This window comes from Lysobacter arseniciresistens ZS79 (assembly GCF_000768335.1).
GTDB classification, from domain to species: domain Bacteria; phylum Pseudomonadota; class Gammaproteobacteria; order Xanthomonadales; family Xanthomonadaceae; genus Novilysobacter; species Novilysobacter arseniciresistens.
Map to the genome: position 1 here is coordinate 1 of NZ_AVPT01000024.1, position 20,185 is coordinate 20,185.

Annotated in this window: 20 protein-coding genes and 1 tRNA gene; 16 read left to right on the forward strand and 5 right to left on the reverse strand. The window is 71.6% G+C overall.

Translation table 11 applies throughout. The annotated features are described in order from the left end of the window. Positions 1 to 227: 227 nt before the first annotated feature. The gene (locus N799_RS10820) at positions 228 to 1,376 is read right to left on the reverse strand and encodes a LysM peptidoglycan-binding domain-containing protein (protein WP_036212232.1); all 1,149 of its coding nucleotides are present in this window, start codon (positions 1,374 to 1,376) and stop codon (positions 228 to 230) included. A gap of 171 nt (positions 1,377 to 1,547) precedes the next feature. On the opposite strand from N799_RS10820, the gene def reads away from it, so the two are divergent. The 6 genes from def to N799_RS10850 all read left to right on the forward strand — a co-directional run bounded on the left by def (position 1,548) and on the right by N799_RS10850 (position 7,313). Beyond that, positions 1,548 to 2,060, forward strand: a complete 513-nt coding sequence (gene def, locus N799_RS10825) for a peptide deformylase (protein WP_036212235.1) — start codon at positions 1,548 to 1,550, stop codon at positions 2,058 to 2,060. A gap of 49 nt (positions 2,061 to 2,109) precedes the next feature. Continuing rightward, the gene (fmt, locus tag N799_RS10830) at positions 2,110 to 3,039 is read left to right on the forward strand and encodes a methionyl-tRNA formyltransferase (RefSeq protein ID WP_036212237.1); all 930 of its coding nucleotides are present in this window, start codon (positions 2,110 to 2,112) and stop codon (positions 3,037 to 3,039) included. Then, positions 3,036 to 4,334 (forward strand): 16S rRNA (cytosine(967)-C(5))-methyltransferase RsmB, encoded by a 1,299-nt coding sequence (gene rsmB, locus N799_RS10835; RefSeq protein WP_036212239.1) that lies wholly within the window; start codon positions 3,036 to 3,038, stop codon positions 4,332 to 4,334. The genes fmt and rsmB overlap by 4 nt, the downstream gene beginning before the upstream one ends. 77 nt (positions 4,335 to 4,411) lie before the next feature. After that, positions 4,412 to 5,227 (forward strand): glycosyltransferase family 2 protein, encoded by an 816-nt coding sequence (locus N799_RS10840; RefSeq protein ID WP_036212241.1) that lies wholly within the window; start codon positions 4,412 to 4,414, stop codon positions 5,225 to 5,227. Then, on the forward strand, positions 5,224 to 6,297 hold the full coding sequence (locus N799_RS10845) for a CDP-glycerol glycerophosphotransferase family protein (protein ID WP_052101483.1): 1,074 nt from the start codon (positions 5,224 to 5,226) through the stop codon (positions 6,295 to 6,297). The genes N799_RS10840 and N799_RS10845 overlap by 4 nt, the downstream gene beginning before the upstream one ends. Continuing rightward, positions 6,297 to 7,313, forward strand: coding sequence for a glycosyltransferase (locus N799_RS10850; RefSeq protein WP_052101484.1), 1,017 nt, complete (start codon positions 6,297 to 6,299; stop codon positions 7,311 to 7,313). The genes N799_RS10845 and N799_RS10850 overlap by 1 nt, the downstream gene beginning before the upstream one ends. Before the next feature lie 12 nt (positions 7,314 to 7,325). Here N799_RS10850 and N799_RS10855 read toward each other — a convergent pair whose 3' ends face one another. The 3 genes from N799_RS10855 to N799_RS10865 form a co-directional block, all read right to left on the reverse strand. After that, positions 7,326 to 8,759: a PH domain-containing protein gene (locus N799_RS10855; protein WP_052101488.1), complete on the reverse strand. Its 1,434-nt coding sequence runs from the start codon at positions 8,757 to 8,759 to the stop codon at positions 7,326 to 7,328. Between the two features lie 73 nt (positions 8,760 to 8,832). Continuing rightward, the gene (locus N799_RS10860) at positions 8,833 to 9,363 is read right to left on the reverse strand and encodes a PH domain-containing protein (RefSeq protein WP_036212243.1); all 531 of its coding nucleotides are present in this window, start codon (positions 9,361 to 9,363) and stop codon (positions 8,833 to 8,835) included. Between the two features lie 80 nt (positions 9,364 to 9,443). Beyond that, positions 9,444 to 10,370, reverse strand: a complete 927-nt coding sequence (locus N799_RS10865; RefSeq protein ID WP_036212245.1) for a lauroyl acyltransferase — start codon at positions 10,368 to 10,370, stop codon at positions 9,444 to 9,446. A 141-nt stretch (positions 10,371 to 10,511) separates the two neighbouring features. Here N799_RS10865 and dtd point away from each other — a divergent pair, with 141 nt between their 5' ends. The 7 genes from dtd (at position 10,512) to folK (ending at position 16,299) form a co-directional block, all read left to right on the forward strand. Continuing rightward, the gene (gene dtd / locus N799_RS10870; protein WP_036212247.1) at positions 10,512 to 10,952 is read left to right on the forward strand and encodes a D-aminoacyl-tRNA deacylase; all 441 of its coding nucleotides are present in this window, start codon (positions 10,512 to 10,514) and stop codon (positions 10,950 to 10,952) included. An 88-nt stretch (positions 10,953 to 11,040) separates the two neighbouring features. Then, positions 11,041 to 12,924: an RNA polymerase sigma factor RpoD gene (gene rpoD / locus N799_RS10875; RefSeq protein WP_036212249.1), complete on the forward strand. Its 1,884-nt coding sequence runs from the start codon at positions 11,041 to 11,043 to the stop codon at positions 12,922 to 12,924. Positions 12,925 to 13,005: 81 nt separating this feature from the next. Next, positions 13,006 to 13,078 (forward strand) — tRNA-Ile (locus N799_RS10880). Between the two features lie 10 nt (positions 13,079 to 13,088). Continuing rightward, positions 13,089 to 14,117: a tRNA (adenosine(37)-N6)-threonylcarbamoyltransferase complex transferase subunit TsaD gene (tsaD, locus tag N799_RS10885; RefSeq protein WP_036212251.1), complete on the forward strand. Its 1,029-nt coding sequence runs from the start codon at positions 13,089 to 13,091 to the stop codon at positions 14,115 to 14,117. Positions 14,118 to 14,119: 2 nt separating this feature from the next. Continuing rightward, a complete protein-coding gene (gene folB, locus N799_RS10890) occupies positions 14,120 to 14,485 on the forward strand; it encodes a dihydroneopterin aldolase (protein ID WP_036212254.1) in 366 nt (121 codons plus the stop codon). Beyond that, positions 14,482 to 15,795 (forward strand): mechanosensitive ion channel family protein, encoded by a 1,314-nt coding sequence (locus N799_RS10895; RefSeq protein WP_081974980.1) that lies wholly within the window; start codon positions 14,482 to 14,484, stop codon positions 15,793 to 15,795. Before folB ends, N799_RS10895 begins: the two co-directional genes overlap by 4 nt. Before the next feature lie 21 nt (positions 15,796 to 15,816). Further along, a complete protein-coding gene (folK, locus tag N799_RS10900; protein ID WP_036212256.1) occupies positions 15,817 to 16,299 on the forward strand; it encodes a 2-amino-4-hydroxy-6-hydroxymethyldihydropteridine diphosphokinase in 483 nt (160 codons plus the stop codon). A 10-nt stretch (positions 16,300 to 16,309) separates the two neighbouring features. Here the strand turns inward: folK and N799_RS10905 are convergent, their stop codons facing one another. Continuing rightward, a complete protein-coding gene (locus N799_RS10905) occupies positions 16,310 to 17,056 on the reverse strand; it encodes a pteridine reductase (protein ID WP_036212258.1) in 747 nt (248 codons plus the stop codon). Between the two features lie 88 nt (positions 17,057 to 17,144). Between N799_RS10905 and N799_RS10910 the strand changes: the two genes are divergently transcribed. The 3 genes from N799_RS10910 to N799_RS16005 all read left to right on the forward strand — a co-directional run bounded on the left by N799_RS10910 (position 17,145) and on the right by N799_RS16005 (position 20,146). Then, positions 17,145 to 18,350 carry a class I SAM-dependent methyltransferase gene (locus N799_RS10910; RefSeq protein ID WP_036212260.1) on the forward strand — a complete coding sequence of 402 codons (1,206 nt, stop codon included), beginning with the start codon at positions 17,145 to 17,147 and terminating at the stop codon, positions 18,348 to 18,350. After that, positions 18,347 to 18,772 (forward strand): VanZ family protein, encoded by a 426-nt coding sequence (locus tag N799_RS10915; protein ID WP_052101485.1) that lies wholly within the window; start codon positions 18,347 to 18,349, stop codon positions 18,770 to 18,772. Before N799_RS10910 ends, N799_RS10915 begins: the two co-directional genes overlap by 4 nt. 141 nt (positions 18,773 to 18,913) lie before the next feature. Beyond that, positions 18,914 to 20,146, forward strand: coding sequence for a TonB-dependent receptor plug domain-containing protein (locus N799_RS16005; protein ID WP_238978924.1), 1,233 nt, complete (start codon positions 18,914 to 18,916; stop codon positions 20,144 to 20,146). The last annotated feature ends 39 nt before the right edge of the window (positions 20,147 to 20,185 follow it).

The following is a 20,185-nucleotide window of genomic DNA, read 5'->3' on the forward strand; positions in this document are numbered from 1 at the left end:
TCGGCGGGACCGCCGCAGGCGACCAGCCGCAGCAGGGCGTCGAGGTCGTCGGCGGTGTCGGTGGCCGGGTCGGACGGTGCGGGCGGTGTGCAAGTGGTGGAAGGCGCAGCGGCAGCGCCGGGCGGCGGCGGGAACAGGTCGGAAGGGTGCATCCGCCCAGCATCGGCCACAAACGACGACGGCGCCCTCGGGCGCCATCGCGTATCGCTGTAGGAAAACCCCGGCTGTCAGTACGGCGCGTCGGGGTGCTTCAGCTCGTGGCCGACCCGGACCGGGCGGACGGTGTCCATCACCAGCGCGTAGCTGACCTTGTCGAAGGTGCGGAACACCATCATGTGGCCGGCGAACTCGTCCGGCAGGCGCACCTTGCTGGAGCGGCCGAAGGTGTCCTCGCTGCGGTCCCACGGGCCGTTCTCGACCCGGTCGACCACCGACTCGCCGACCGACCAGCTGGAGAACACGGTGCCGTTGTCGACGCCGTCGCGGGCACCGACCGACAGCGCGACCACGTCGCGATTGCCACCGGTGGTCAGCATGTCCGACACCGCCAGCACGCGGGCACGGCCGTACTCGAACTGCTGCTTCGGCGGGTGCGGGAAGAACTGCAGGTCGTACGGCTGCGCCTCGACCGGGATCAGGCGGTCGCCGACCCGTACCTCGCGGCCGCTGTCGTCCAGCAGCAGGGTGGTGGCCTCGATGCCGCCGACCTCGCCGCGGGTCACCGTGCCGACGTTCTGCTGCATCAGCTCGAAGCCGAGCAGCTCGTGGCCGTTGTCCGACACGGTGGCGTTGGTCCAGAACTGCTGGAAGTCGACCGTGCGCTTGCCGCGGAAGTCGAGGTCGTCCTTGTGGAAGATGTCGCAGCAGGCGGTGCGGTCCAGCCGGGTGTAACGCTGGATCGGGCGCACCACCTGGTAGCGCTGGCCGGGCTGGGCGCCTTCGAGGCCCTCGACGTAGGCGACCTGACCGAGGCTGCCGCGGATCCGGCCTTCCTCCAGCGCGACCACGTGCGGCAGGTGCTCGAAGGCATCCACCACGCGCAGGTTCTTCAGGAACGGCTCGATCTCCGCCAGCGGCACGCCGGTCACCGGCTCCAGCTCGCGCGGACCCTCCTCGAGGGTCACGCGGTCGAGGTAGGCCAGCGACAGCACGTCGCCCGGATAGATAAGGTGCGGGTTCTGCACCTGCGGGTTGGCCTGCCAGATCTCCGGCCACAGCCAGGGCTTCTCGAGGAAGCGGCCGGCGATGTCCCACAGGGTGTCGCCCTTCTTCACCACGTAGGTGTCGGGATGGTCGCCGCGGATCTCGGCGGCCAGCGCGAAGGTGGCAACGGTCAGCATCGCGGCGGTCAGTGCCGCGCGGATCGGTTTCAACATGGCGGTGTACCTGATTCCCCTTGCAGGTGCGCCCGCGCGTCAGTATCTGACGGGGGCCGTCGGCACTATAGCCCAGATGAACCGCGCCATTGCAAGGGTCCGGGCCCCGATTGCCGCGTTACAATCCCCTGTCTGCTTGTGGTTGTGACCCACGCCCCCATTTCGACCGCCATGGCCCTGCTCCCGATCCTCGAATTCCCCGATCCGCGCCTGCGCACCGTCGCCGAGGCGGTCGACCCGGCCCGGGTGGCGACGCCGGAATTCCAGCGCCTGCTCGACGACATGTTCGAGACCATGTACGACGCCCCCGGCATCGGCCTGGCGGCCAGCCAGGTCGACGTGCACCTGCGCTTCATGGTGATCGACATCAGCGAGGAGAAGAACCAGCCGCTGGTGTTCATCAACCCGGAAATCACCGGGCGGGCCGGCGAGCAGGTCTACCAGGAGGGTTGCCTGTCGGTGCCGGGGATCTTCGCCGACGTGACCCGGGCCAACGAGATCACGGTGAAGGCGCTCGGCCGCGATGGCCAGCCGTTCGAGATGCGCGCCGACGGCCTGCTGGCGGTCTGCGTGCAGCACGAAATGGACCACCTGCTGGGCAAGCTGTTCGTCGACTACCTGTCGCCGCTCAAGCGCGAGATGGTGCGCAAGAAGCTCGCCAAGGCCCGCCGCAACGCCGCCTGACAACCTCTAACGCGGCCGCGGGGCGCTGCCTCGCGTAGCATTGCGCGCCATGAGAATCGTCTTTGCCGGCACCCCCGAGTTCGCCGTCCCCTGCCTGCGCGCCGCCGCCAACAAGGCGGAGATCGTCGCCGTCTACACCCAGCCCGACCGCCCCGCCGGCCGCGGCCGCGGCCTCACCCCGTCGCCGGTCAAGCGCGAGGCGCTGGCACGGGGCATCGAAGTGCTGCAGCCGGAGAACTTCAGGTCGCAGGTCTCGCGCGACGCGCTGGCGGCGCTGAAACCCGACCTGATGGTGGTGGTCGCTTACGGCCTGATCCTGCCGCAGGCGGTGCTCGACATCCCCGAGCACGGCTGCTGGAACGTGCACGCCTCGCTGCTGCCGCGCTGGCGTGGCGCGGCCCCGATCCAGCGCGCGATCCAAGCCGGCGATGCCGAAACCGGCGTGTGCCTGATGCGGATGGAAAAGGGCCTCGACACCGGCCCGGTGCTGCTGTCGCAGGCGACCCCGATCGGGCCGGAGGAGACCGGCGGCCAGCTGCACGACCGCCTTGCCGAACTCGGCGCGCAGGTGCTCGCCGACGGCCTCGGCCTGTTGCGCGCGACCCTGTTGCCGGTGGCGCGGCCGCAGCCGGCCGAAGGCGTCACCTACGCCCACAAGCTCGACAAGGCCGAGGCCCGGCTGGACTGGTCGCGGCCCGCGGTCGAACTGGCCGACACCGTGCGTGCATTCAATCCATGGCCGGTGGCCGAGGCGCCGCTGGCCGGCGAGCGGGTGCGCATCCATGCCGCCACCGCGCTGCCGCTGGCCCACGGGCGCGCGCCGGGCACGGTGCTGCTGGCCGGCCGCGACGGCATCGACATCGCCTGCGGCGAAGGCGCGCTGCGGGTGCGGACGCTGCAGCGCGAGGGCGGCAAGCCGGTCGCCGCCGCCGACTACCTCAACGGCCGGCGCGAGCTGCTCGCCGCCGGCACCGCATGAAGCCGGTCCCCGGCACCCTGACGCGGGCCACCGCCGCGCGCGTACTCGATGCGGTGCTGCACAACGGCCGCTCGCTCAAGGGTGAACTGGCGACCGCGCTGCCAACATTGCCCGATCCGCGCGACCGCGCGCTGGTCGAGGCGATCTGCCTTGCCGTGCTGCGCCAGCCGGCCCGTTACGACGCCGCGCTGGCGGCGTGGCTGCCGCGGCCGCTGGCCCGGCGCGACCGCGAACTGCGCGCGCTGCTGATGGCCGGCTTCGCCCAGCTCGACCCGCTCGGTCTGCCGCCGCACGCGGCGGTCGCGGCGACCGTCGAGGCCGCGCGCGCGCTCGGCCGCCAGCACCAGGCCGGCATGGTCAACGCGCTGCTGCGCCGCGCCCTGCGCGAGGGCCTGCCGGCTGCGGAGCCGCACGCGCAGTGGCCGCAGTGGCTGCGGCAGCGGATCGCCGCCGACTGGCCCGGACGCGAAGCGGAGATCCTCGCCGCCAGCGAGCAGCCGCCACCGCTGTGGCTGCGGGTCAACACCCGCCGGATCGGCCGCGACGACTACGCCGCGCGCCTGCGCGAGGCCGGGCTGGAGCCCGAAGCCGTCGACGGCCTGCCCGATGCGCTGCGGCTGGCCAGCGCGGTGCCGGTCGCGACCCTGCCGGGCTTTGCCGACGGGCTGGTGTCGGTGCAGGACGGCGCCGCCCAGCTCGTGGCCGACGCGATCGCCGCACCCGCCGGCGCGCGCGTGCTCGACGCCTGCAGCGCCCCCGGCGGCAAGGCCGCGCACCTGCTCGAACGCGACCCGTCGCTGCGGCTGACCGCGTTGGATATCGACCCCGCCCGCCTGCGCCAGGTCGCCGCCACGCTGGACCGCCTGCACCTTGGCGGCGCGACCCTGCACGCCGCCGACGGCTGCGACCTCGACGCATGGTGGGATGGCACCGCGTTCGACGCGATCCTGCTCGACGCGCCGTGCTCGGCGACCGGCATCATCCGTCGCCAGCCCGACATCCTGCTGCACCGCCGCGCCTCCGACCTCGAGCAGCTGGCCGCCACCCAGGCCGGCCTGCTCGACAGCCTGTGGCGCACGCTCGCACCCGGCGGCGTGCTGCTCTACGCGACCTGCTCGATCCTCGCCGCCGAGAATGCCGCGCAGGTCGACGCCTTCCTCGCCCGCACCGCCGATGCACGCGCAGAGCCGCTGGACGAGCGCTTCGGCCATGCCAGCGGCGCCGGCCGCCAGCGGCTGCCGGGCGAAGCCGGCATGGACGGCTTCTTCTACGCGCGCCTGCGCAAGGCCGGATAACGGTTCGGGCCCGGCCTGGTGGTGTTTCGGAGTGCGCGATCTCCATCCGGGAGTGCGCGACGGATTACTATCCCGCCATGTCACATCTTCCCATCAGCCTTGTGGTTATCACCCACAACGAGGCAAATAACATCGCGCGCTGCCTGGACAGCGTGCCATTCGCGTCCGAAAAGCTCGTCGTCGACAGCGGCAGCGACGATGACACCGTGGCGGTGGCCCAGGCCCACGGAGCGCGCGTGGTCCACCAGGACTGGCTGGGGTTCGGTGCTCAACGCAACTTCGCCAGTACCCAGGCATCCCACGACTGGATACTGGTGCTGGATGCGGACGAATTCCTCGAACCGGCGCTGGTGGCCGAACTGGAAACCAGGTTGCCGTCGATGCTCCAGAGCGGAGCCGCGGTCGGAATTCTCCGCCGCAGCACCTGGTACATGGGCGCCCCGATGCGCTGGTACCGACCGATGGTGGGCGAGAAGGTGGAGCGCCTTTACCACCGTGGACGTGCGCGTTGGACCGACGCACGGGTACACGAGTCGCTGCGTTTCGAGGGTGCGGCGGAAATGTTCGAAGCGCCCTTCCATCACCTCCATAACCCGACGCTGCCGCACAAGCAGCTCAAGGTACTGCGTTACGCCGAGTTGAAATGCCGCGACTGGCACGCGCGCGGGCGTGCGCCGCGGATATGGATGGCGCCGCTGGTCTATCTGGCCGCCTTTCTGAAGGACTGGCTGTTGCGCCTGGCGATCCTGGATGGCTGGCGTGGCTTCATCGTCGCCCACGTGGCCGCGAGTTATGCGATCTACAAGCGGTTGCGCTACTACGAGATGCACCGGAACCCCGGGTCGATCGAAAGCGCGCGCGATGTGCTGCTGCGCCACGGGTTGGATCGATGACCGGCCGTCGTGGCGCCGGCGCCACGGCTGATCCGAAGCGCTATCTGCTGTACGGCTCGGTACGCTACGCGCTGGGCATCCTCCGGCCGCTGCAGGCGGCCGCGCGCGCACGTGGTGACGAGGTCGCGTGGTTCTTCGACGGCCGCGAAGACGAGGGGCCGGACGAGCTCACCGCAGACGAGCAGCGGCTGGTGACGGTGGAGCAGGTACGCGCGTGGAATCCCACCGCGATCTTCACCTCCAGCAACGCGCTGCCGCACTTCTTCCCGGGGGTGAAGGTGCAGACCTTCCACGGGTTCGACGCCGGCAAGCCGCGGCACATCTACATCCGCCCGTTCTTCGACCTGTACTGCACCACCGGCCCGCAGGACACCGCCGCGTTCCAGGCGCTGGCCGAACGCCACCGCTTCTTCCGTGTGATCGAGACCGGCTGGCCCAAGCTCGATCCGTTCCTCGCCGGCCTGCCGGAACAGGTGCCGCCGGTGCGCGATACGCCGGTGATCCTGTACCACTCGACCTTCTCGCCGTCGTGGAGCGCCGCGCGCACCCTGCACGACGAGGTCAAGCGGCTGTCGCGCGACGGGCGCTGGCGCTGGATCGTCACCCTGCACCCGAAAACCGACCCCGAGGTCGTCGCGATGTACCGCGCGCTGGAGAACGAGCACCTGCGCTTCGCCGACGACGACAACATCCTCGACCTGTTCGGCCAGGTCGACATGATGTGCTCGGATACCTCCTCGGCGCTCAGTGAGTTCCTGCTGACCGGCAAGCCGGTGGTGACCTTCCGCAATCGCCGGCCGGGGCCGCAGCTGATCGACATCGACGACCCGGCGCAGTTCGAGCCGGCGATCGAGCGCGCGCTGTCGCGTCCGCCGGAGTTGATGGCGGCGATCCGCCAGTTCGGCGAGTGCATCCATCCCTACCGTGACGGCCGGTCGAGCGAGCGCACCCTGGAGGCGGTGGACCGCTTCCTCGCCGAGGGCGGCACGTCCGCGCTGAAGCGCCGCCCGCTGGACCCGTGGCGCAAGCTCAAGCTGCGCCGGCGGTTGCGCTACTGGGGGCCGGCCTGATGCGCATCGTCCACCTGTTGTTGACCAGCCGCTTCGCCGGCAGCGAGCGCCACGCGCTGGAGCTGGCCGCCGCGCAGGCGGCCAGCCACGACGTCACCCTGGTGCTGCGCCGCGCCGGCGCCGCCGACCGCCCGGACGCGATCGCGCACCGGGTGCATCCGAAGGTGAAGGTCGAAGTGGTCGGCGACCTGGCGGCGTCGTGGCGCGCGCGGCGCTTGCTGCGGCGGCTGCGGCCGGACGTCGCCCACGCCCACCTGAGTGGCGGCTGCCGCGCGCTGCACGGCGTGGAAGGTCTGGGCTGCCTGCGCGTGGCGACCCTGCACATCGCCTACAAGCCGCGCCAGCACGCGCCGCTGGACGGCCTGATCGCGATCGCGCCGTGGCAGCTGGCCGACATCCCGCCGGACCTGCGCGCGCGCACGGTGCAGATCGACAACTGGACCCTGCCGCGCGAGCCGTCGGCCGATGCGCGCGCGCGGCTGCGCGCCGGGCACGGCATCGACGACGGCACCTTCCTGGTCGGCGCGCTGGGCCGGGCCGAGCCGGGCAAGGGGCTGGACGTGCTGGTCGACGCGTTCGAGCGCGCACGCCTGCCCGGTACGCGGCTGGCGATCGTCGGCCAGGGCAGCGCGTGGGAGGCGCTGCGCAAGCGTGCCGGCGACGACGTGCTGATGCCCGGTTTTGCCGAGCGCCCGCAGGACTGGCTCGCCGCGTTCGACGGTTTCGTCAGCGCCGCCCGGCGCGAGCCGTTCGGGCTGGTGCTGCTGGAGGCGATGCAGGCCGGCCTGCCGATCGTCGCCACCGCCAGCGAGGGCGCGCGCCACCTGTCGCCGCAACTGCAGGCACCGCTGGTGCCGGTCGACGACGCCGACGCGCTGGCACGGGCGCTGCAACGTCTGGTCGGTGGCGGCCAGCGGCGGGTCGACTACCCGATGGACGCGTTCCGGATCGAATCGAAGCTGGCGCAGATCGAGGCGTTCTACCGCGCCGGGCTGGACCGCCTGCGCGGCCGCTGAGCCGGCGCCGCGTCACCAGCGCAGCGGCCGCCGGGCCACCTCGCGCGACAGCCGCGCGTACAGCACCTCGACCTCGGCCAACGGCAGGAACCGCAGCCGCAGCGGCGGCGCCATCGGCGAGGCGCCGGCGGTGTCGAGCCACAGTGTCGCGGTGCCGCAGCGGCGGTCCAGCGGCGAGCGCACCAGGTGCAGCGCCTGCAGTTTGTCGAGCTCGGCGAAGCGCCAGTGCCGGGCCAGCCAGCCCTCGCGTACCGCCACCAGCTCCGGCCCCAGCGCCCAGGCCGCGCGCGCGGCGTGGCGGCGGGCGACGAAGGCCGACCAAGGCAGCCATGCCAGCGCCAGCAGGCCGACGCCACCGAAGTGCCACGCCAGCACCGCGGCCGCCAGTGCGGTCAGCGGGATCGACGGCAGCCAGCGCCGCCACCAGCTGCGTGGCGGCACCGGCCGCCATTCCAGCGCGTCCCAGCGGGCGCGCGGCAGCAGGTGGTCGATCAGCGCCCGGCAGCGCGCGGGCGTGGCGATCGGCGCGACCTCGCGCAGCGCGCGCTGCTGGTTCTGCTCCTCGGCGACGGCGGTGTCGACTTCCAGCGAGCGGCGCCCCAGCCAGCGGTGCATCAGCCCCTCGCGCAGGGTCCAGGCCTGGATACGCCGGCGCGAGGCGCTGGTGCGCCAACGCGCCGCCAGCCCGCGCTCGACGGTGAGCCGGCGGCCGTGCTCGCTCAGCCGGAAGCCGTGGTACTGCAGCAGCGCCAGCACCACCGACAGCAGCCGCAACAGCAGCACCGCCAGCAGCACCAGGCTGGCGCCGGCCAGCAGATACTGGGTCGGCCCGAAGCCGTGCTCGCCGGCCCAGCCGAACAGCGCGCCGCCCCAGCGTTCGAACAGCTGCGGGATCAGGTCGCGGTTGAACTGCGAGACGCCGGCGAACGCCGCGCCGACCAGGATCAGGCCGCGGTTGGACACCAGCCCGAGCCGCAACACCTCGGCGGTCGGCAGCTCCAGCAGCGCGGTCGCGGCATCGGTGCCGGCCGGCATTGCCGCCGCCGCGCGCCCGCGTCGTCGCACCAGTGCCTCCAGCGCGAGCGCGTCGTCCAGTCGCAGCACCCGCATCTCGGCCTCGGGCTTCTTGCCGCCGGCCGACTCCAGCCGCACCTCGGCCACGTCGAACAGCCGGTGCAGCACCGATTGCTGCAGCGCGACGTTGTGGATCCGGGCAAACGGGATCACCCGCACGCTGCGCTCGAGCAGGCCGCTGCGCACCACCAGCGCGTCGTCGGCGACGCCGTAGCGGTAGGTGAAGTACTGCCACAGCGACACCAGCGCGAGCACGCCGACGCCGATCAGCGGCCACAACTCGTTGCGGTCGCCCTGGCCGAACACCAGCAGCGCCAGCAGCGGCACGATGAACTGCCTGAGCTGGGCGACCAGCACGAACAGCCACGACATCGGGTGCAGCCGGCGCTCGGGTTCGACCTGCGGCGCGCCGGTGCCGCCGGGTGCGGGCGCGGCGGCCGCGGGCTCAGTCATCGTCGTGGTCGAGCGCGCGGCCGAGGCGGTCGCGCAGGCGCTCGGCGTCGGCGGCGTCGAGGTTGGGCACGGTCACCGAACTGTGGCGGGTGCCGGCGGTGTGCACGACCAGGGTCGACAGCTCGCGCCCGCGCTGCAGCGGGCCGCGCTTGATGTCGAGGTGCTGCACGCGGCTGGCCGGCACCCGCGTCTCGCGCTGCCACAGCCGGCCGCGGCGCAGCGCCAGCCCCTGCGCGTCGAGCCGCCACGCGGTATGGAGGTACTGCTTGGCCCCGAGCCACAGGCCGAACAGCGCGCCGGCGGTGGCGAGCACGGCGACGCCGGCGATCACCGTGGTGCCGCGGGCGAGATCCAGCACGGCGCCCGACACCAGCCCGAGCATGCTGCCGGCGACCGCGCCGGCGATCGCCAGCGGGATGACCGCGCCGAGCAGGAACAACGGCCGCGACCGTGGCGGCAGTGGCTGCCACGACGGCTCGTTGGTCGGTGTCTCCGCCTCGCCGGCGGGTGGCATCGCGTGCATGTGGTTCCCCGTGCCCCGGTGCCGGGGCTCCGCTGCCGAGGGTACTGCCTCGCCGCGCGGCCGGGCAGTGCGGTGGACGCTCAGTAGCAGTCCGGCCAGTACGGGTTCTGCTCGCCGCTGTCGGGCGGGCGCAACGAGAACCGCTTGTAGGTCCACTGGTACTGCGCCGGGTCGCGCCGGGCAATGCGCTCGACCGCGGCGTTGAGCGCGGTGGCGCTGGCTTTCGGGTCCGGGTCGGACACCGCCGCCGGCGCCGGTTCGACGTGCAGCGCGAATGCCGGGCGGTCGCCGTCGCCGTCGATCCGTTCGCACCAGGCCATCAGCACGGTCGCGCCACTGCGCGCGGCGAGTCGGCCGAGCAGGGTCATGGTCAGCGCCTCGATGCCGAAGAACGGCGCGAACTCGCCGTCGCCGCGCTTGGGCTGCTGGTCGGGCAGGATGCCGACCACGCCACCGGCCGCCAGCCGCTTGAACAGCTGCCGCACCCCGGCGCCGTCGGCACGGACCTGGGTGATGCGCCCCGCGTCGTCGTCGGCGCGGACCCGGTTGAGGAAGGCCTCGCCGACCGCGGACTCCGGCGGCGCGTAGAGGATCGCCAGCGGCGTGCGCGAGGCCAGCCACTGGTTCAGCAGCTCCCAGTTGCCGAAGTGCGGCGCCGCGACGATCACCCCGCGGCCGGCGGCGAGCGCGGCATCGAGGTGCTCGACCCCGTGCGCCTCGCGGATCAGCGCGAGGTTGTCGGCGTGCGGGCGGGTCCACAGCCGCAGGGTTTCGAACACCTGCAGCACGGTGCTGTGCATCACCTCGCGCCGCAGCAGCCCGTGCTGCACGGCCGGCGCGTCGGGTTGCACCAGTTCCAGGTTGCGAAGGGCGATCCGCGACTCGCGGCTGGCGCGCCCGATCGCCAGGTCCGCCAGCCGGCGCGACAGCCCGGCCAGCCAGCGCCACGGCAGGCGGGCGACGAGTGCGGCGAGCAGGTACAGCAGGAAGGCGGCGAAGCGGGTCATCGCGGCAGTGTAGCGATGGCACGCGTGCGGTCGGGCGGTCGGCGGCGCGGTCCGGCCATCGCGTCGCGTCGCGTCCGCTGCGGCGCTGGCATCGGCCGCCCACGCCGACTAGGCTGCCGGGCGTCCCGCCAGGAGCCACCGATGCTCGCCCTGATCCAGCGCGTCACCGAAGCCAGCGTCCGCATCGACGGCGACACCGTCGGTGCGATCGGCCCCGGCCTGCTGGCGCTGGTCGGCATCGAGCCCGGCGACGGCGAGGCCCAGGTCGCGCGGATGGCCCAGCGCCTGCTCGGCTACCGGGTGTTCGCCGACGCCGGCGGGCGCATGAACCTCGGCCTGGCCGACACCGGCGGCGGCCTGCTGCTGGTCAGCCAGTTCACCCTCGCCGCCGACACCGCCAGCGGCATGCGGCCGGGCTTCAGCACCGCCGCGGCGCCGGCCGAGGCTGAACCGGTGTTCAACCAGTTGCTGCGAACATGCCGGCAAAAACACGTTGGAGGGGTGGAAACCGGCCGCTTCGGCGCCCACATGGTGATCAGCCTGGTCAACGACGGCCCGGTGACCTTCCTGCTGCGCGCCTGAGCCCTCCGAGCCTGTTTCAGGCAGGGGGGCGGGGCCGCTGGTATAATAGAAGGTTCCTTTCCCCCCAATAACGTGGTGGCGCAGCCGTATGGCCAACGAACGTCAGGCCCCCCAGTCCGACATCAAGCAGCTGATCAGCAAGGGCCTTGAGCAGGGCTACCTGACCTATGCCGAGGTCAACGATCACCTCCCCGACGACATCGTCGACCCGGAGCAGATCGAAGACATCATCGGCATGATCAACGGCATGGGCATCCAGGTGCACGAAGTTGCGCCGGACGCCGAGACCCTGCTGCTGGCCGGCGAGAGCGGCAGCGGCCGCGACGTCGACGACACCGCCGCCGAGGAAGCCGCCGCCGCGCTGACCGGCCTCGACGCCGAGGGTGGCCGCACCACCGACCCGGTGCGCATGTACATGCGCGAGATGGGCACGGTCGAGCTGCTGACCCGCGAGGGCGAGATCGCCATCGCCAAGCGCATCGAGGAGGGCCTGAACCAGGTCCAGGCCTCGCTGGCGCTGTTCCCGGGCACGATCGACCTGGTGCTGCAGGACTACGAGCTGCACAAGGCCGGCAAGAAGCGCCTGGCCGAACTGCTGGTGGGCTTCCTCGACCAGCTCGAGGACCCGACCGTCGCCGCCTCGCCGGTGACCGCCGAGACCGAGGACAAGGCCGAGGAGGCCGACGCCGAGGCCGAGGGCGACGAGGACGGCGATGACGACGAGGACGAGGGCGGCGCCGCCGACGAGGGCCCGACCGGCCCCGACCCGGCCGAGGTCGAGGTCCGCTTCGAGGCGCTGAGCGCGCTGTACGCCAAGTTCGAGAAGGCCTACGCCAAGCACGGCCCGGCGCACAAGTCGGTGGTCAAGCTGCGCGAGGACATGGCCGAGATCTTCGTCACCTTCAAGCTGCCGCTGCCGCTGACCGACGTGCTGGTGCGCAACATGCGCGACACCGTGGGGCAGATCAAGCTTCACGAGCGCCGCATCCTCGAGCTGGCGACCCGCGTCGCCAAGATGCCGCGCAAGGACTTCATCCGCTCCTGGGACGGCAACCAGACCAACCTGGAGTGGGTCGACGAGCTGCTCAAGCGCAAGCAGAAGTGGGCGTCCGGCCTGCGTGACGTCAAGGACCAGATCATCGCCGAGCAGGAGGCGACCCTCGCGCTCGAGCAGGCGATGCGCCTGTCGCTGTCGGACCTGCGCGAGATCAGCCGCACCATGGCCTACGGCGAGGCCAAGGCACGCAAGGCCAAGCGCGAGATGGTCGAGGCCAACCTGCGCCTGGTGATCTCCATCGCCAAGAAGTACACCAACCGCGGCCTGCAGTTCCTCGACCTGATCCAGGAAGGCAACATCGGCCTGATGAAGGCCGTGGACAAGTTCGAGCATCGCCGCGGCTTCAAGTTCTCGACCTATGCGACGTGGTGGATCCGCCAGGCCATCACCCGCTCGATCGCCGACCAGGCGCGCACCATCCGCATCCCGGTGCACATGATCGAGACGATCAACAAGCTCAACCGCATCTCCCGCCAGATGCTCCAGCAGTACGGCCGCGAGGCCACGCCGGAGGAGCTGGCCAAGGAGATGGACATGCCCGAGGACAAGATCCGCAAGGTCATGAAGATCGCCAAGGAGCCGATCTCCATGGAGACCCCGATCGGCGACGACGAGGACTCGCACCTGGGCGACTTCATCGAGGACACCAACGTGATGTCCCCGGTCGACGCCACCACCGACATCAACCTGACCGAGACCGTCCGCGACGTGCTCGCCGGGCTGACTCCGCGCGAGGCCAAGGTGCTGCGGATGCGCTTCGGCATCGACATGAACACTGACCACACGCTGGAGGAAGTCGGCAAGCAGTTCGACGTCACCCGCGAGCGGATCCGCCAGATAGAGGCCAAGGCGCTGCGAAAGCTGCGCCACCCGAGCCGCTCCGAGCAGCTGCGCAGCTTCCTCGACATCGACTGATCCGCGATCGTCGGCACCACGCGAAGCCCCGCCCAGCGCGGGGCTTCGTCGTTTTCGGGGCTACAATCGCCTCCCGCTTGCGGGCCTATAGCTCAATGGTCAGAGCAGAGGACTCATAATCCTTTGGTTCCAGGTTCGAGTCCTGGTGGGCCCATATCCACTGCATGAAAGTCCTCGGTATCGAAACCAGTTGCGACGAGACCGGCGTTGCCGTGTACGACACGGAGGCCGGCCTGCGCGCCCATGCGCTGTACAGCCAGGTCGCGCTGCACGCCGAGTACGGCGGGGTGGTGCCGGAGCTGGCCAGCCGCGACCATGTACGCAAGCTGCTGCCGTTGATCCGGCAGACCCTGGCCGAGTCGGGGATGGCGGTCGATGAACTCGACGGCGTCGCCTACACCGCCGGCCCCGGCCTGGTCGGCGCGTTGCTGGTCGGCGCCGGGGTCGCGCGCGCGCTGGCGTGGGCGCTGGACGTGCCGGCGGTCGCGGTGCACCACATGGAGGGCCACCTGCTGGCGCCGCTGATGGAAGGCGACCCGCAGGACCGGCCGGCGCCGCCGTTCGTCGCGCTGCTGGTGTCGGGCGGCCACACCCAGCTGGTCGCGGTCGACGCGATCGGCCGCTACCGCCTGCTCGGCGAGACGCTCGACGACGCTGCCGGCGAGGCCTTCGACAAGACCGCCAAGCTGATGGGGCTGCCGTACCCGGGCGGGCCGCAGCTGGCGGCGCTGGCCGTGGAGGGCAGGGCGGGCGCGTTCAGGTTCCCGCGGCCGATGACCAACCGGCCGGGGCTCGACTTCAGTTTCAGCGGCCTCAAGACGCAGGTGCTGCTGGCCTGGCGCGACAGTGACCGGTCCGACGCGACCCGTGCCGACATCGCCCGCGCGTTCGAGGACGCGGTGGTCGACACCCTGGCGATCAAGTGCGAGCGAGCGCTGGACGAAGCCGGCTGCGACACCCTGGTGGTCGCCGGCGGGGTCGGCGCCAACGCGCGGCTGCGCGAGAAGCTGCACACGATGGCGGCGGCGCGCGGCGGCCGGGTGTGCTTCCCGCGGCCGGCGTTCTGCACCGACAACGGCGCGATGATCGCGTTCGCCGGTGCGCTGCGGCTGCAGGCGGGGCAACACGAGGACGCGTCGGTGAAGGTCACGCCGCGCTGGGACATGGAAACCCTGCCGGCGGTCGGAGGCTGAGCATGGACAAGGTATTCATCGAGGGCCTCGAGATCGAGGCGCTGATCGGTATCTACGACTGGGAGCGGCGCATCCGCCAGCCGCTGGTGTTCGACATCGAGATGGCGTTCGACAACCGCGTGCCTGCGGCGACCGACGCGATCGGCGACACGCTCAACTACAAGGCGGTCAGCAAGCGGGTGATCCAGGTCGTGTCGGAGTCCGACTACGGGCTGGTGGAGACGTTGGCGGAGAAGGTCGCTGCGGTCATCCTCGACGAGTTCGGCGTGCGCCACGTGAGGCTGCGGCTGAGCAAGCCCGGTGCGGTGCGCGGCGCGCGTTCGGTCGGGGTGATCATCGAGCGCCCGGCCGCTACCCTTGCCGGATGATTGATCCCGCAAGCCACGAACTCCTCGCCCCGGTTTCCGGATTTCCCTACGCCCGCCCCGTGCTGGGGCTGCTCGCGCTGCTGCTGGTCGCGTGGCTCGCCAACTGGCTGACCCGGCGGGTCCTGCTGCAGGTGGTGACGCGCGTCGCCGCCGCCTCGCCGATGCACTGGGACGATGCGCTGATGGGCCGCAGGGTGCTGGCCAAGCTGGCCCACATCGTCCCCGCACTGATCATCGCGACCGGCATCCCGCTGGTGCCGGAGCTGCACCCGGGGGTGGTCGCGGTGGTGCGCAACGTCGCGCTGGCGTTCGTCGCGCTGATCGTCGCGCAGGCGCTGAGCCGGCTGCTCGACGCGGTCAACGACCTCTACGTCGGCCACAGCCCGCGCGCGCACGAGCGGCCGATCAAGGGCTACCTGCAGGTGGTCAAGATCGTGCTGTTCGTGCTGGCCGCGGTGATCATGATCGCGACCCTGATCGAGCGTTCGCCGCTGCTGCTGCTATCGGGCTTCGGTGCGATGAGCGCGGTGCTGCTGCTGGTGTTCAAGGACAGCATCCTGTCGCTGGTGGCGAGCGTGCAGCTGGCCGGCAACGACATGCTGCGGGTGGGCGACTGGATCGAGATGCCGTCGCAGAACGCCGACGGCGACGTCATCGACATGGCGCTCAACACGGTCAAGGTGCAGAACTGGGACAAGACCATCACCACCGTCCCGACCTACAAGCTGATCAGCGAAAGCTTCAAGAACTGGCGCGGCATGCAGGAGTCGGGCGGGCGGCGGATCAAGCGCTCGCTGCTGATCGACCAGAACTCGATCCGCTTCCTCGAGCCGGCCGAACGCGACCGCCTGTGCCGGATCGCCCTGATCGACGAGTACCTGGAGCACAAGCGCGGCGAGCTGGAGGAGTACAACCAGTCGCTGCTGGCCGGCGGCAAGGATCCGGTCAACACGCGCCGGGTCACCAACATCGGCACCTTCCGCGCCTACGTCGACCAGTACCTGCGCGCGCACCCGGGCATCAACCAGGACATGACCCTGATGGTGCGCCAGCTGGCGCCCGGTCCGACCGGACTGCCGCTGGAGCTGTACTGCTTCACCGCCAGCGTGTCGTGGGTGCCGTACGAGAACACCCAGTCCGACATCTTCGACCACCTGATCGCGATGCTGCCGGAGTTCGGCCTGCGGCTGTACCAGGCGCCCGGCGGCGCCGACGTGGCCGGCGCGCTGGAGAAGCTGGGCGCAGGTTCCTCCGGCGAGGCCGCGAAGGGTGACAATGGCGCCACCGCGCCGGCCGGCGCGGACCACTGACCGACCACCGCAGAACCCCCGATGAGCCGCGCCTACCTCAGCCTCGGCAGCAACCTCGACCCGGTCCTCCACCTGCGCGGCGCGATCGACGCACTGCACCGGCGCTTCGGCACCGTGGTGCTGTCGCCGGTCTACCGAACCCGCGCGGTCGGCTTCGACGGTGGCGACTTCCTCAACGCCGCCGCGGTGATCGAGACCGATCTGGAGCCGCTGGCGCTCAACGACTGGCTGCACGCGCTCGAGGACACCCACGGCCGGGACCGCAGCGGGCCGCGCTTCGGCGACCGCACGCTCGACATCGACGTGGTGCTGTTCGACGACCTCGTGCTGAGCGGTCCCGGCAACCTGCGCATTCCGCGGCCGGAACTGCAGCACGCCTTCGTGCTGCGACCGCTGGCCGACATCGCGCCCGACGTGGCGGTGCCCGGCGACGGCCGCACGCTGGCGGCGCTGTGGGCGGCACACCCGGACCGCGACGAGCAGCTGGAGATCGTGCGGCTCTGAGCCGCGGCGCTCAGCCGGCCAGCATCCGGCCGCCGTCGAGGTGCAGCACCTGGCCGGTGCTGTAGGTCGCGTCCTGCAGCAGCCAGCGCACCGCCTCGGCGACTTCCTCCGGCGTGCCGGTGCGGCCCAGCGGGGTGCGCTCCAGCATCGCCGTGCGCGACTCGTCCTCGCCGCCGCCCTCCGGCCACAGGATCGCGCCGGGCGACACCGCGTTGACCCGCACCGCCGGCGCCAGCTCGATCGCCAGCGAGCGCGTCATCGCCAGCAGCGCGGCCTTGGCCATGCAGTAGACGGTGTGCCCGGCCAGCGGCCGCTCGGCGTAGATGTCGACCAGGTTGACGATCGCGCCGCGGGTGGCCGCGAGGTGCGGCGCGGCGGCCTGGGCGAGGAAGAACGGCGCGCGCGCGTTGGTCGCCATCAGCGCGTCCCACTGCGCCGGCGTGGTGGTGCCGACCGGGGTCGGCTCGAAGCCGGAGGCGTTGTTGACCAGCGCGTCGAGCCGGCCGAAGCGGCCGAACGCCTGCGCCACCAGTTCGGGCAGCCGGTCGAACGCGGCGAGGTCGGCCTGCAGCACGCAGGTGCTGGCGGGGCGCCGGGCCTCCAGTTCGCGCGCGAGTGCGTCGGCCTCGCCGCGCGAGCGGTGGCAATGCAGCGCGACGTCGTAGCCGGCCGCGTGCAGCGTCCGCGCGATCGCCGCGCCGATGCGGCGCGCGCTGCCGGTGACCAGGGCGACCGGGTGCTCCATCGTGTTCTCCATGCGACGTGGCGACGGCCGCGCGACGTCCCTTCGCGGGGCGCCCGCGGCCGAACCGTTATCCTGCGCGACTGCCCCAGCGGATGCCACCGTGACCGACTTCCAGCTCCCCGTGCCCGATGCCGACGCCGCCGCCCACAGCGCGCGGCTGGCGGCGCTGATCCGCGACCGGATCGACGAAGCCGACGGCCACGCGATCCCGTTCTCGCGCTTCATGGAGCTGGCGCTGTACGCGCCCGGCCTGGGCTACTACAGCGCCGGCGCGAGCAAGTTCGGTGCCGAGGGCGACTTCGTCACCGCGCCCGAGCTCGGCCCGGTGTTCGCCGCCTGCGTCGCCGAGAGCCTGGCGCCGGTGCTGCAGCAGCTTGGCCCGCAGTCGCGCGTGCTGGAGCTGGGCGGCGGTACCGGCGCGTTCGCCGAGGTCGCGCTCAAGCGGCTGCTGGAACTCGACGCGCTGCCCGACCGCTACGCGATCCTCGAACCCAGCGCGCAGCTGCGCGAGCGCCAGCGCGAACGGCTGCAGCAGCGCCTGATCCCGCCGGTGTTCGAACTGGTCGAATGGCTCGACCGGCCGTTCGACGACGAGTGGAACGGGGTGCTGTTCGCCAACGAGGTGATCGACGCGCTGCCGACGCCGCGCTTCGCGATCGAGGGCGGTGGCGGCGGCGAGGCCGGCGAGGTCTACGAGGAGTACGTCGCGCTGGAGGACGGCGTGCCGGTGCGCGTGCTGCGCCCGGCCGACGCGTTCCTGGCCAACGCCGTGCGCCACATCGAGCGGCGGCTGGAGCGGCGCCTGCCGGCCGGCTACCGCAGCGAGGTGCTGCCGCAGCTGCCGTACTGGGTACAGGCGGTCGCCGGCGGCATGCAGCGCGGCGCGATGCTGTTCGTCGACTACGGCTACCCGCGCGGCGAGTACTACCAGCCCGAGCGCGACGACGGCACCCTGCGCGCCTACTACCGCCACCGCATGCACGCCGACCCGCTGCTGTGGCCGGGGCTGCAGGACATCACCGCGTCGGTCGACTTCACCGCGCTGGCCGAAGCTGGCGTCGGTGCCGGCTTCGACTTCGCCGGCTACTGCAGCCAGGCCAGCTTCCTGCTCGGCAACGGCCTGGCCGGCGTACTGCAGCGGATCGAACAGATCGACGACGAGACCGAGCGCCATCGCCGCACCAGCGAGGTCAAGCGGTTGACCCTGCCGACCGAGATGGGTGAGCGCTTCCAGGTGATGGGCTTCGAGAAGGACGTCGAGTTCGGTGCCGCGTTCCTCGTCGGCGACCTGAGCTTCCGGCTGTGAGTTCACAGGCGCCGCCGCGCGCGCTGCGCGCGTTCCGGCGGCCGTGGCTGTGGATCGGCCTGTGGGTCGCGCTGTTCGCGCTGGTTGCGCTCGGCTCGCTGTGGAACGCCGACGCGCTGCCGGCTCCGTCGTTCGAAGGCATCGACAAGGTCCAGCACTTCATCGGCTACGCGGTGCTGTCGGCGTGGGCGGTGATGCTGTTCGCGCGGATGCGGGCGCAGGCGCTGGCAGCGCTGGTGGTGATCGCCTTCGGCATCGCGACCGAAGTGGCGCAGGGCGTGCTGACCACCGACCGCAGCGCCGACAGTGCCGACGCGATGGCCAACGCACTGGGTGCGCTGGCCGGGCTGCTGTTGTCGCCGACGCCCTTGGCCGGCACGTTGCAGAGGCTGGATGCGCGCTGGAGCCGCAAGCCCGGCTGAGCCGTATCCGGGCGCCGTTTCCGTGAAACACGTCGCGCTTTGACGGCCGCGCATCGCCGTGGAGCCGGTTGCGCGTGGCCGGCGGATGGGGGAGTCTGCCCGACGACAGGGGATGTCCATAACAACGGAAAGGAAACCGATATGCGCTCCATCGCACGTCATCGCCTTGCCGTGGCGGTGGCCGCCATGCTCGCGGCCAGCACCACGACCTCCACCGCCTTCGCCCAGTCCGTCGATGACGAACCGGCCGCGCCACAACCGGCGTCGACCGCCGACGGGGAGCCGACGGTCCTCGACACCGTGTCGGTCCTGGGTTCGCGCACCAAGCCGCGCACCGAAGCCAGTTCGGCGGTGCCGATCGACATCCTCGACGGCGAGAAGTTCCACCAGCAGCCGTCGGTCGACGTGCTCGACAAGATGCGCACGCTGGTGCCGTCGTTCAACGTCAGCACGATCCCGATCGACGATGCCGCCACCCTCGTGCGCCCGGCCACGCTGCGCGGGCTGCCACCGGACAACACCCTGGTGCTGGTCAACGGCAAGCGCCGCCACCGCGCAGCGGTCATCACCTTCCTCGGTCATGGCCTGTCGGACGGTTCGCAGGGCCCGGACATCTCGGTGCTGCCGTCGATGGCGCTGGAGCAGGTGGAAGTGCTGCGCGACGGCGCCGCCGCGCAGTACGGTTCGGACGCCATCGCCGGGGTGATCAACTTCAGCCTGAAGCAGCTCGACCACGGTGGTGCGGTCGAGGCCTTCGCCGGCGAGTACTACGAAGGTGACGGCATCACCGAGCAGTACTCGGCGCAGGTCGGCCTGCCGCTGACCGCGCGCGGCTTCGCCACCCTGACCGCCGAATGGCGCAGCGCCGACCCGACCTCGCGCAGCGTGCAGCGCGACGACGCCGCGGCGGTGGCCGCCGCCGGCTACCCCGGCGTCGCCGACCCGGTGCAGGTATGGGGCTCGCCGCAGACCCACGAGGACATGAAGTTCGTCGCCAACTTCGGCATCCCCGGCGAGCACGTCGACTTCTACGGCTTCGGCAACTACGCCAAGCGCGACGTCGAGGGCAGCTTCTACTACCGCAACCCGACCGACCGCGCCGGCGTGTTCTCCAACGACGGCGGCAACACCCTGCTGATCGGCGACCTCGACGCCACCAACGCAGTGACCTGCCCGACCGTCGCCCTGCGCGACGCCGACGGCAACCTGCTGCCGTACGCCGGCGTCGCCGCCGCGGTCGCCGCGCTGCCGGCGGAGTGCTTCACCCACCTGACCGCATTCACCGGCGGCTTCACCCCGCGCTTCGGCGGCCGGATGGAGGACCACTCGCTGGTGCTCGGCTTCAAGGGCATGTGGGGCGAGGGCTGGTACTGAGATCTCAGCGGCAGCCGCGGCCGCAACGAGATCGAGTTC

Excerpts from the sequence above, each read along its gene's own strand:
- fmt (WP_036212237.1), top strand. The coding sequence starts at position 2,110 with ATGAGAATCGTCTTTGCCGGCACCCCCGAGTTCGCCGTCCCCTGCCTG.
- rsmB (WP_036212239.1), top strand. The coding sequence starts at position 3,036 with ATGAAGCCGGTCCCCGGCACCCTGACGCGGGCCACCGCCGCGCGCGTA.
- N799_RS10860 (WP_036212243.1), bottom strand. The coding sequence starts at position 9,363 with ATGCACGCGATGCCACCCGCCGGCGAGGCGGAGACACCGACCAACGAG.
- def (WP_036212235.1), top strand. The coding sequence starts at position 1,548 with ATGGCCCTGCTCCCGATCCTCGAATTCCCCGATCCGCGCCTGCGCACC.
- N799_RS10855 (WP_052101488.1), bottom strand. The coding sequence starts at position 8,759 with ATGTCGTGGCTGTTCGTGCTGGTCGCCCAGCTCAGGCAGTTCATCGTG.
- N799_RS10845 (WP_052101483.1), top strand. The coding sequence starts at position 5,224 with ATGACCGGCCGTCGTGGCGCCGGCGCCACGGCTGATCCGAAGCGCTAT.
- N799_RS10840 (WP_036212241.1), top strand. The coding sequence starts at position 4,412 with ATGTCACATCTTCCCATCAGCCTTGTGGTTATCACCCACAACGAGGCA.
- N799_RS10895 (WP_081974980.1), top strand. The coding sequence starts at position 14,482 with ATGATTGATCCCGCAAGCCACGAACTCCTCGCCCCGGTTTCCGGATTT.
- N799_RS16005 (WP_238978924.1), top strand. The coding sequence starts at position 18,914 with ATGCGCTCCATCGCACGTCATCGCCTTGCCGTGGCGGTGGCCGCCATG.
- dtd (WP_036212247.1), top strand. The coding sequence starts at position 10,512 with ATGCTCGCCCTGATCCAGCGCGTCACCGAAGCCAGCGTCCGCATCGAC.
- N799_RS10905 (WP_036212258.1), bottom strand. The coding sequence starts at position 17,056 with ATGGAGAACACGATGGAGCACCCGGTCGCCCTGGTCACCGGCAGCGCG.
- N799_RS10850 (WP_052101484.1), top strand. The coding sequence starts at position 6,297 with ATGCGCATCGTCCACCTGTTGTTGACCAGCCGCTTCGCCGGCAGCGAG.
- folK (WP_036212256.1), top strand. The coding sequence starts at position 15,817 with ATGAGCCGCGCCTACCTCAGCCTCGGCAGCAACCTCGACCCGGTCCTC.
- N799_RS10820 (WP_036212232.1), bottom strand. The coding sequence starts at position 1,376 with ATGTTGAAACCGATCCGCGCGGCACTGACCGCCGCGATGCTGACCGTT.
- tsaD (WP_036212251.1), top strand. The coding sequence starts at position 13,089 with ATGAAAGTCCTCGGTATCGAAACCAGTTGCGACGAGACCGGCGTTGCC.
- folB (WP_036212254.1), top strand. The coding sequence starts at position 14,120 with ATGGACAAGGTATTCATCGAGGGCCTCGAGATCGAGGCGCTGATCGGT.
- N799_RS10865 (WP_036212245.1), bottom strand. The coding sequence starts at position 10,370 with ATGACCCGCTTCGCCGCCTTCCTGCTGTACCTGCTCGCCGCACTCGTC.
- rpoD (WP_036212249.1), top strand. The coding sequence starts at position 11,041 with ATGGCCAACGAACGTCAGGCCCCCCAGTCCGACATCAAGCAGCTGATC.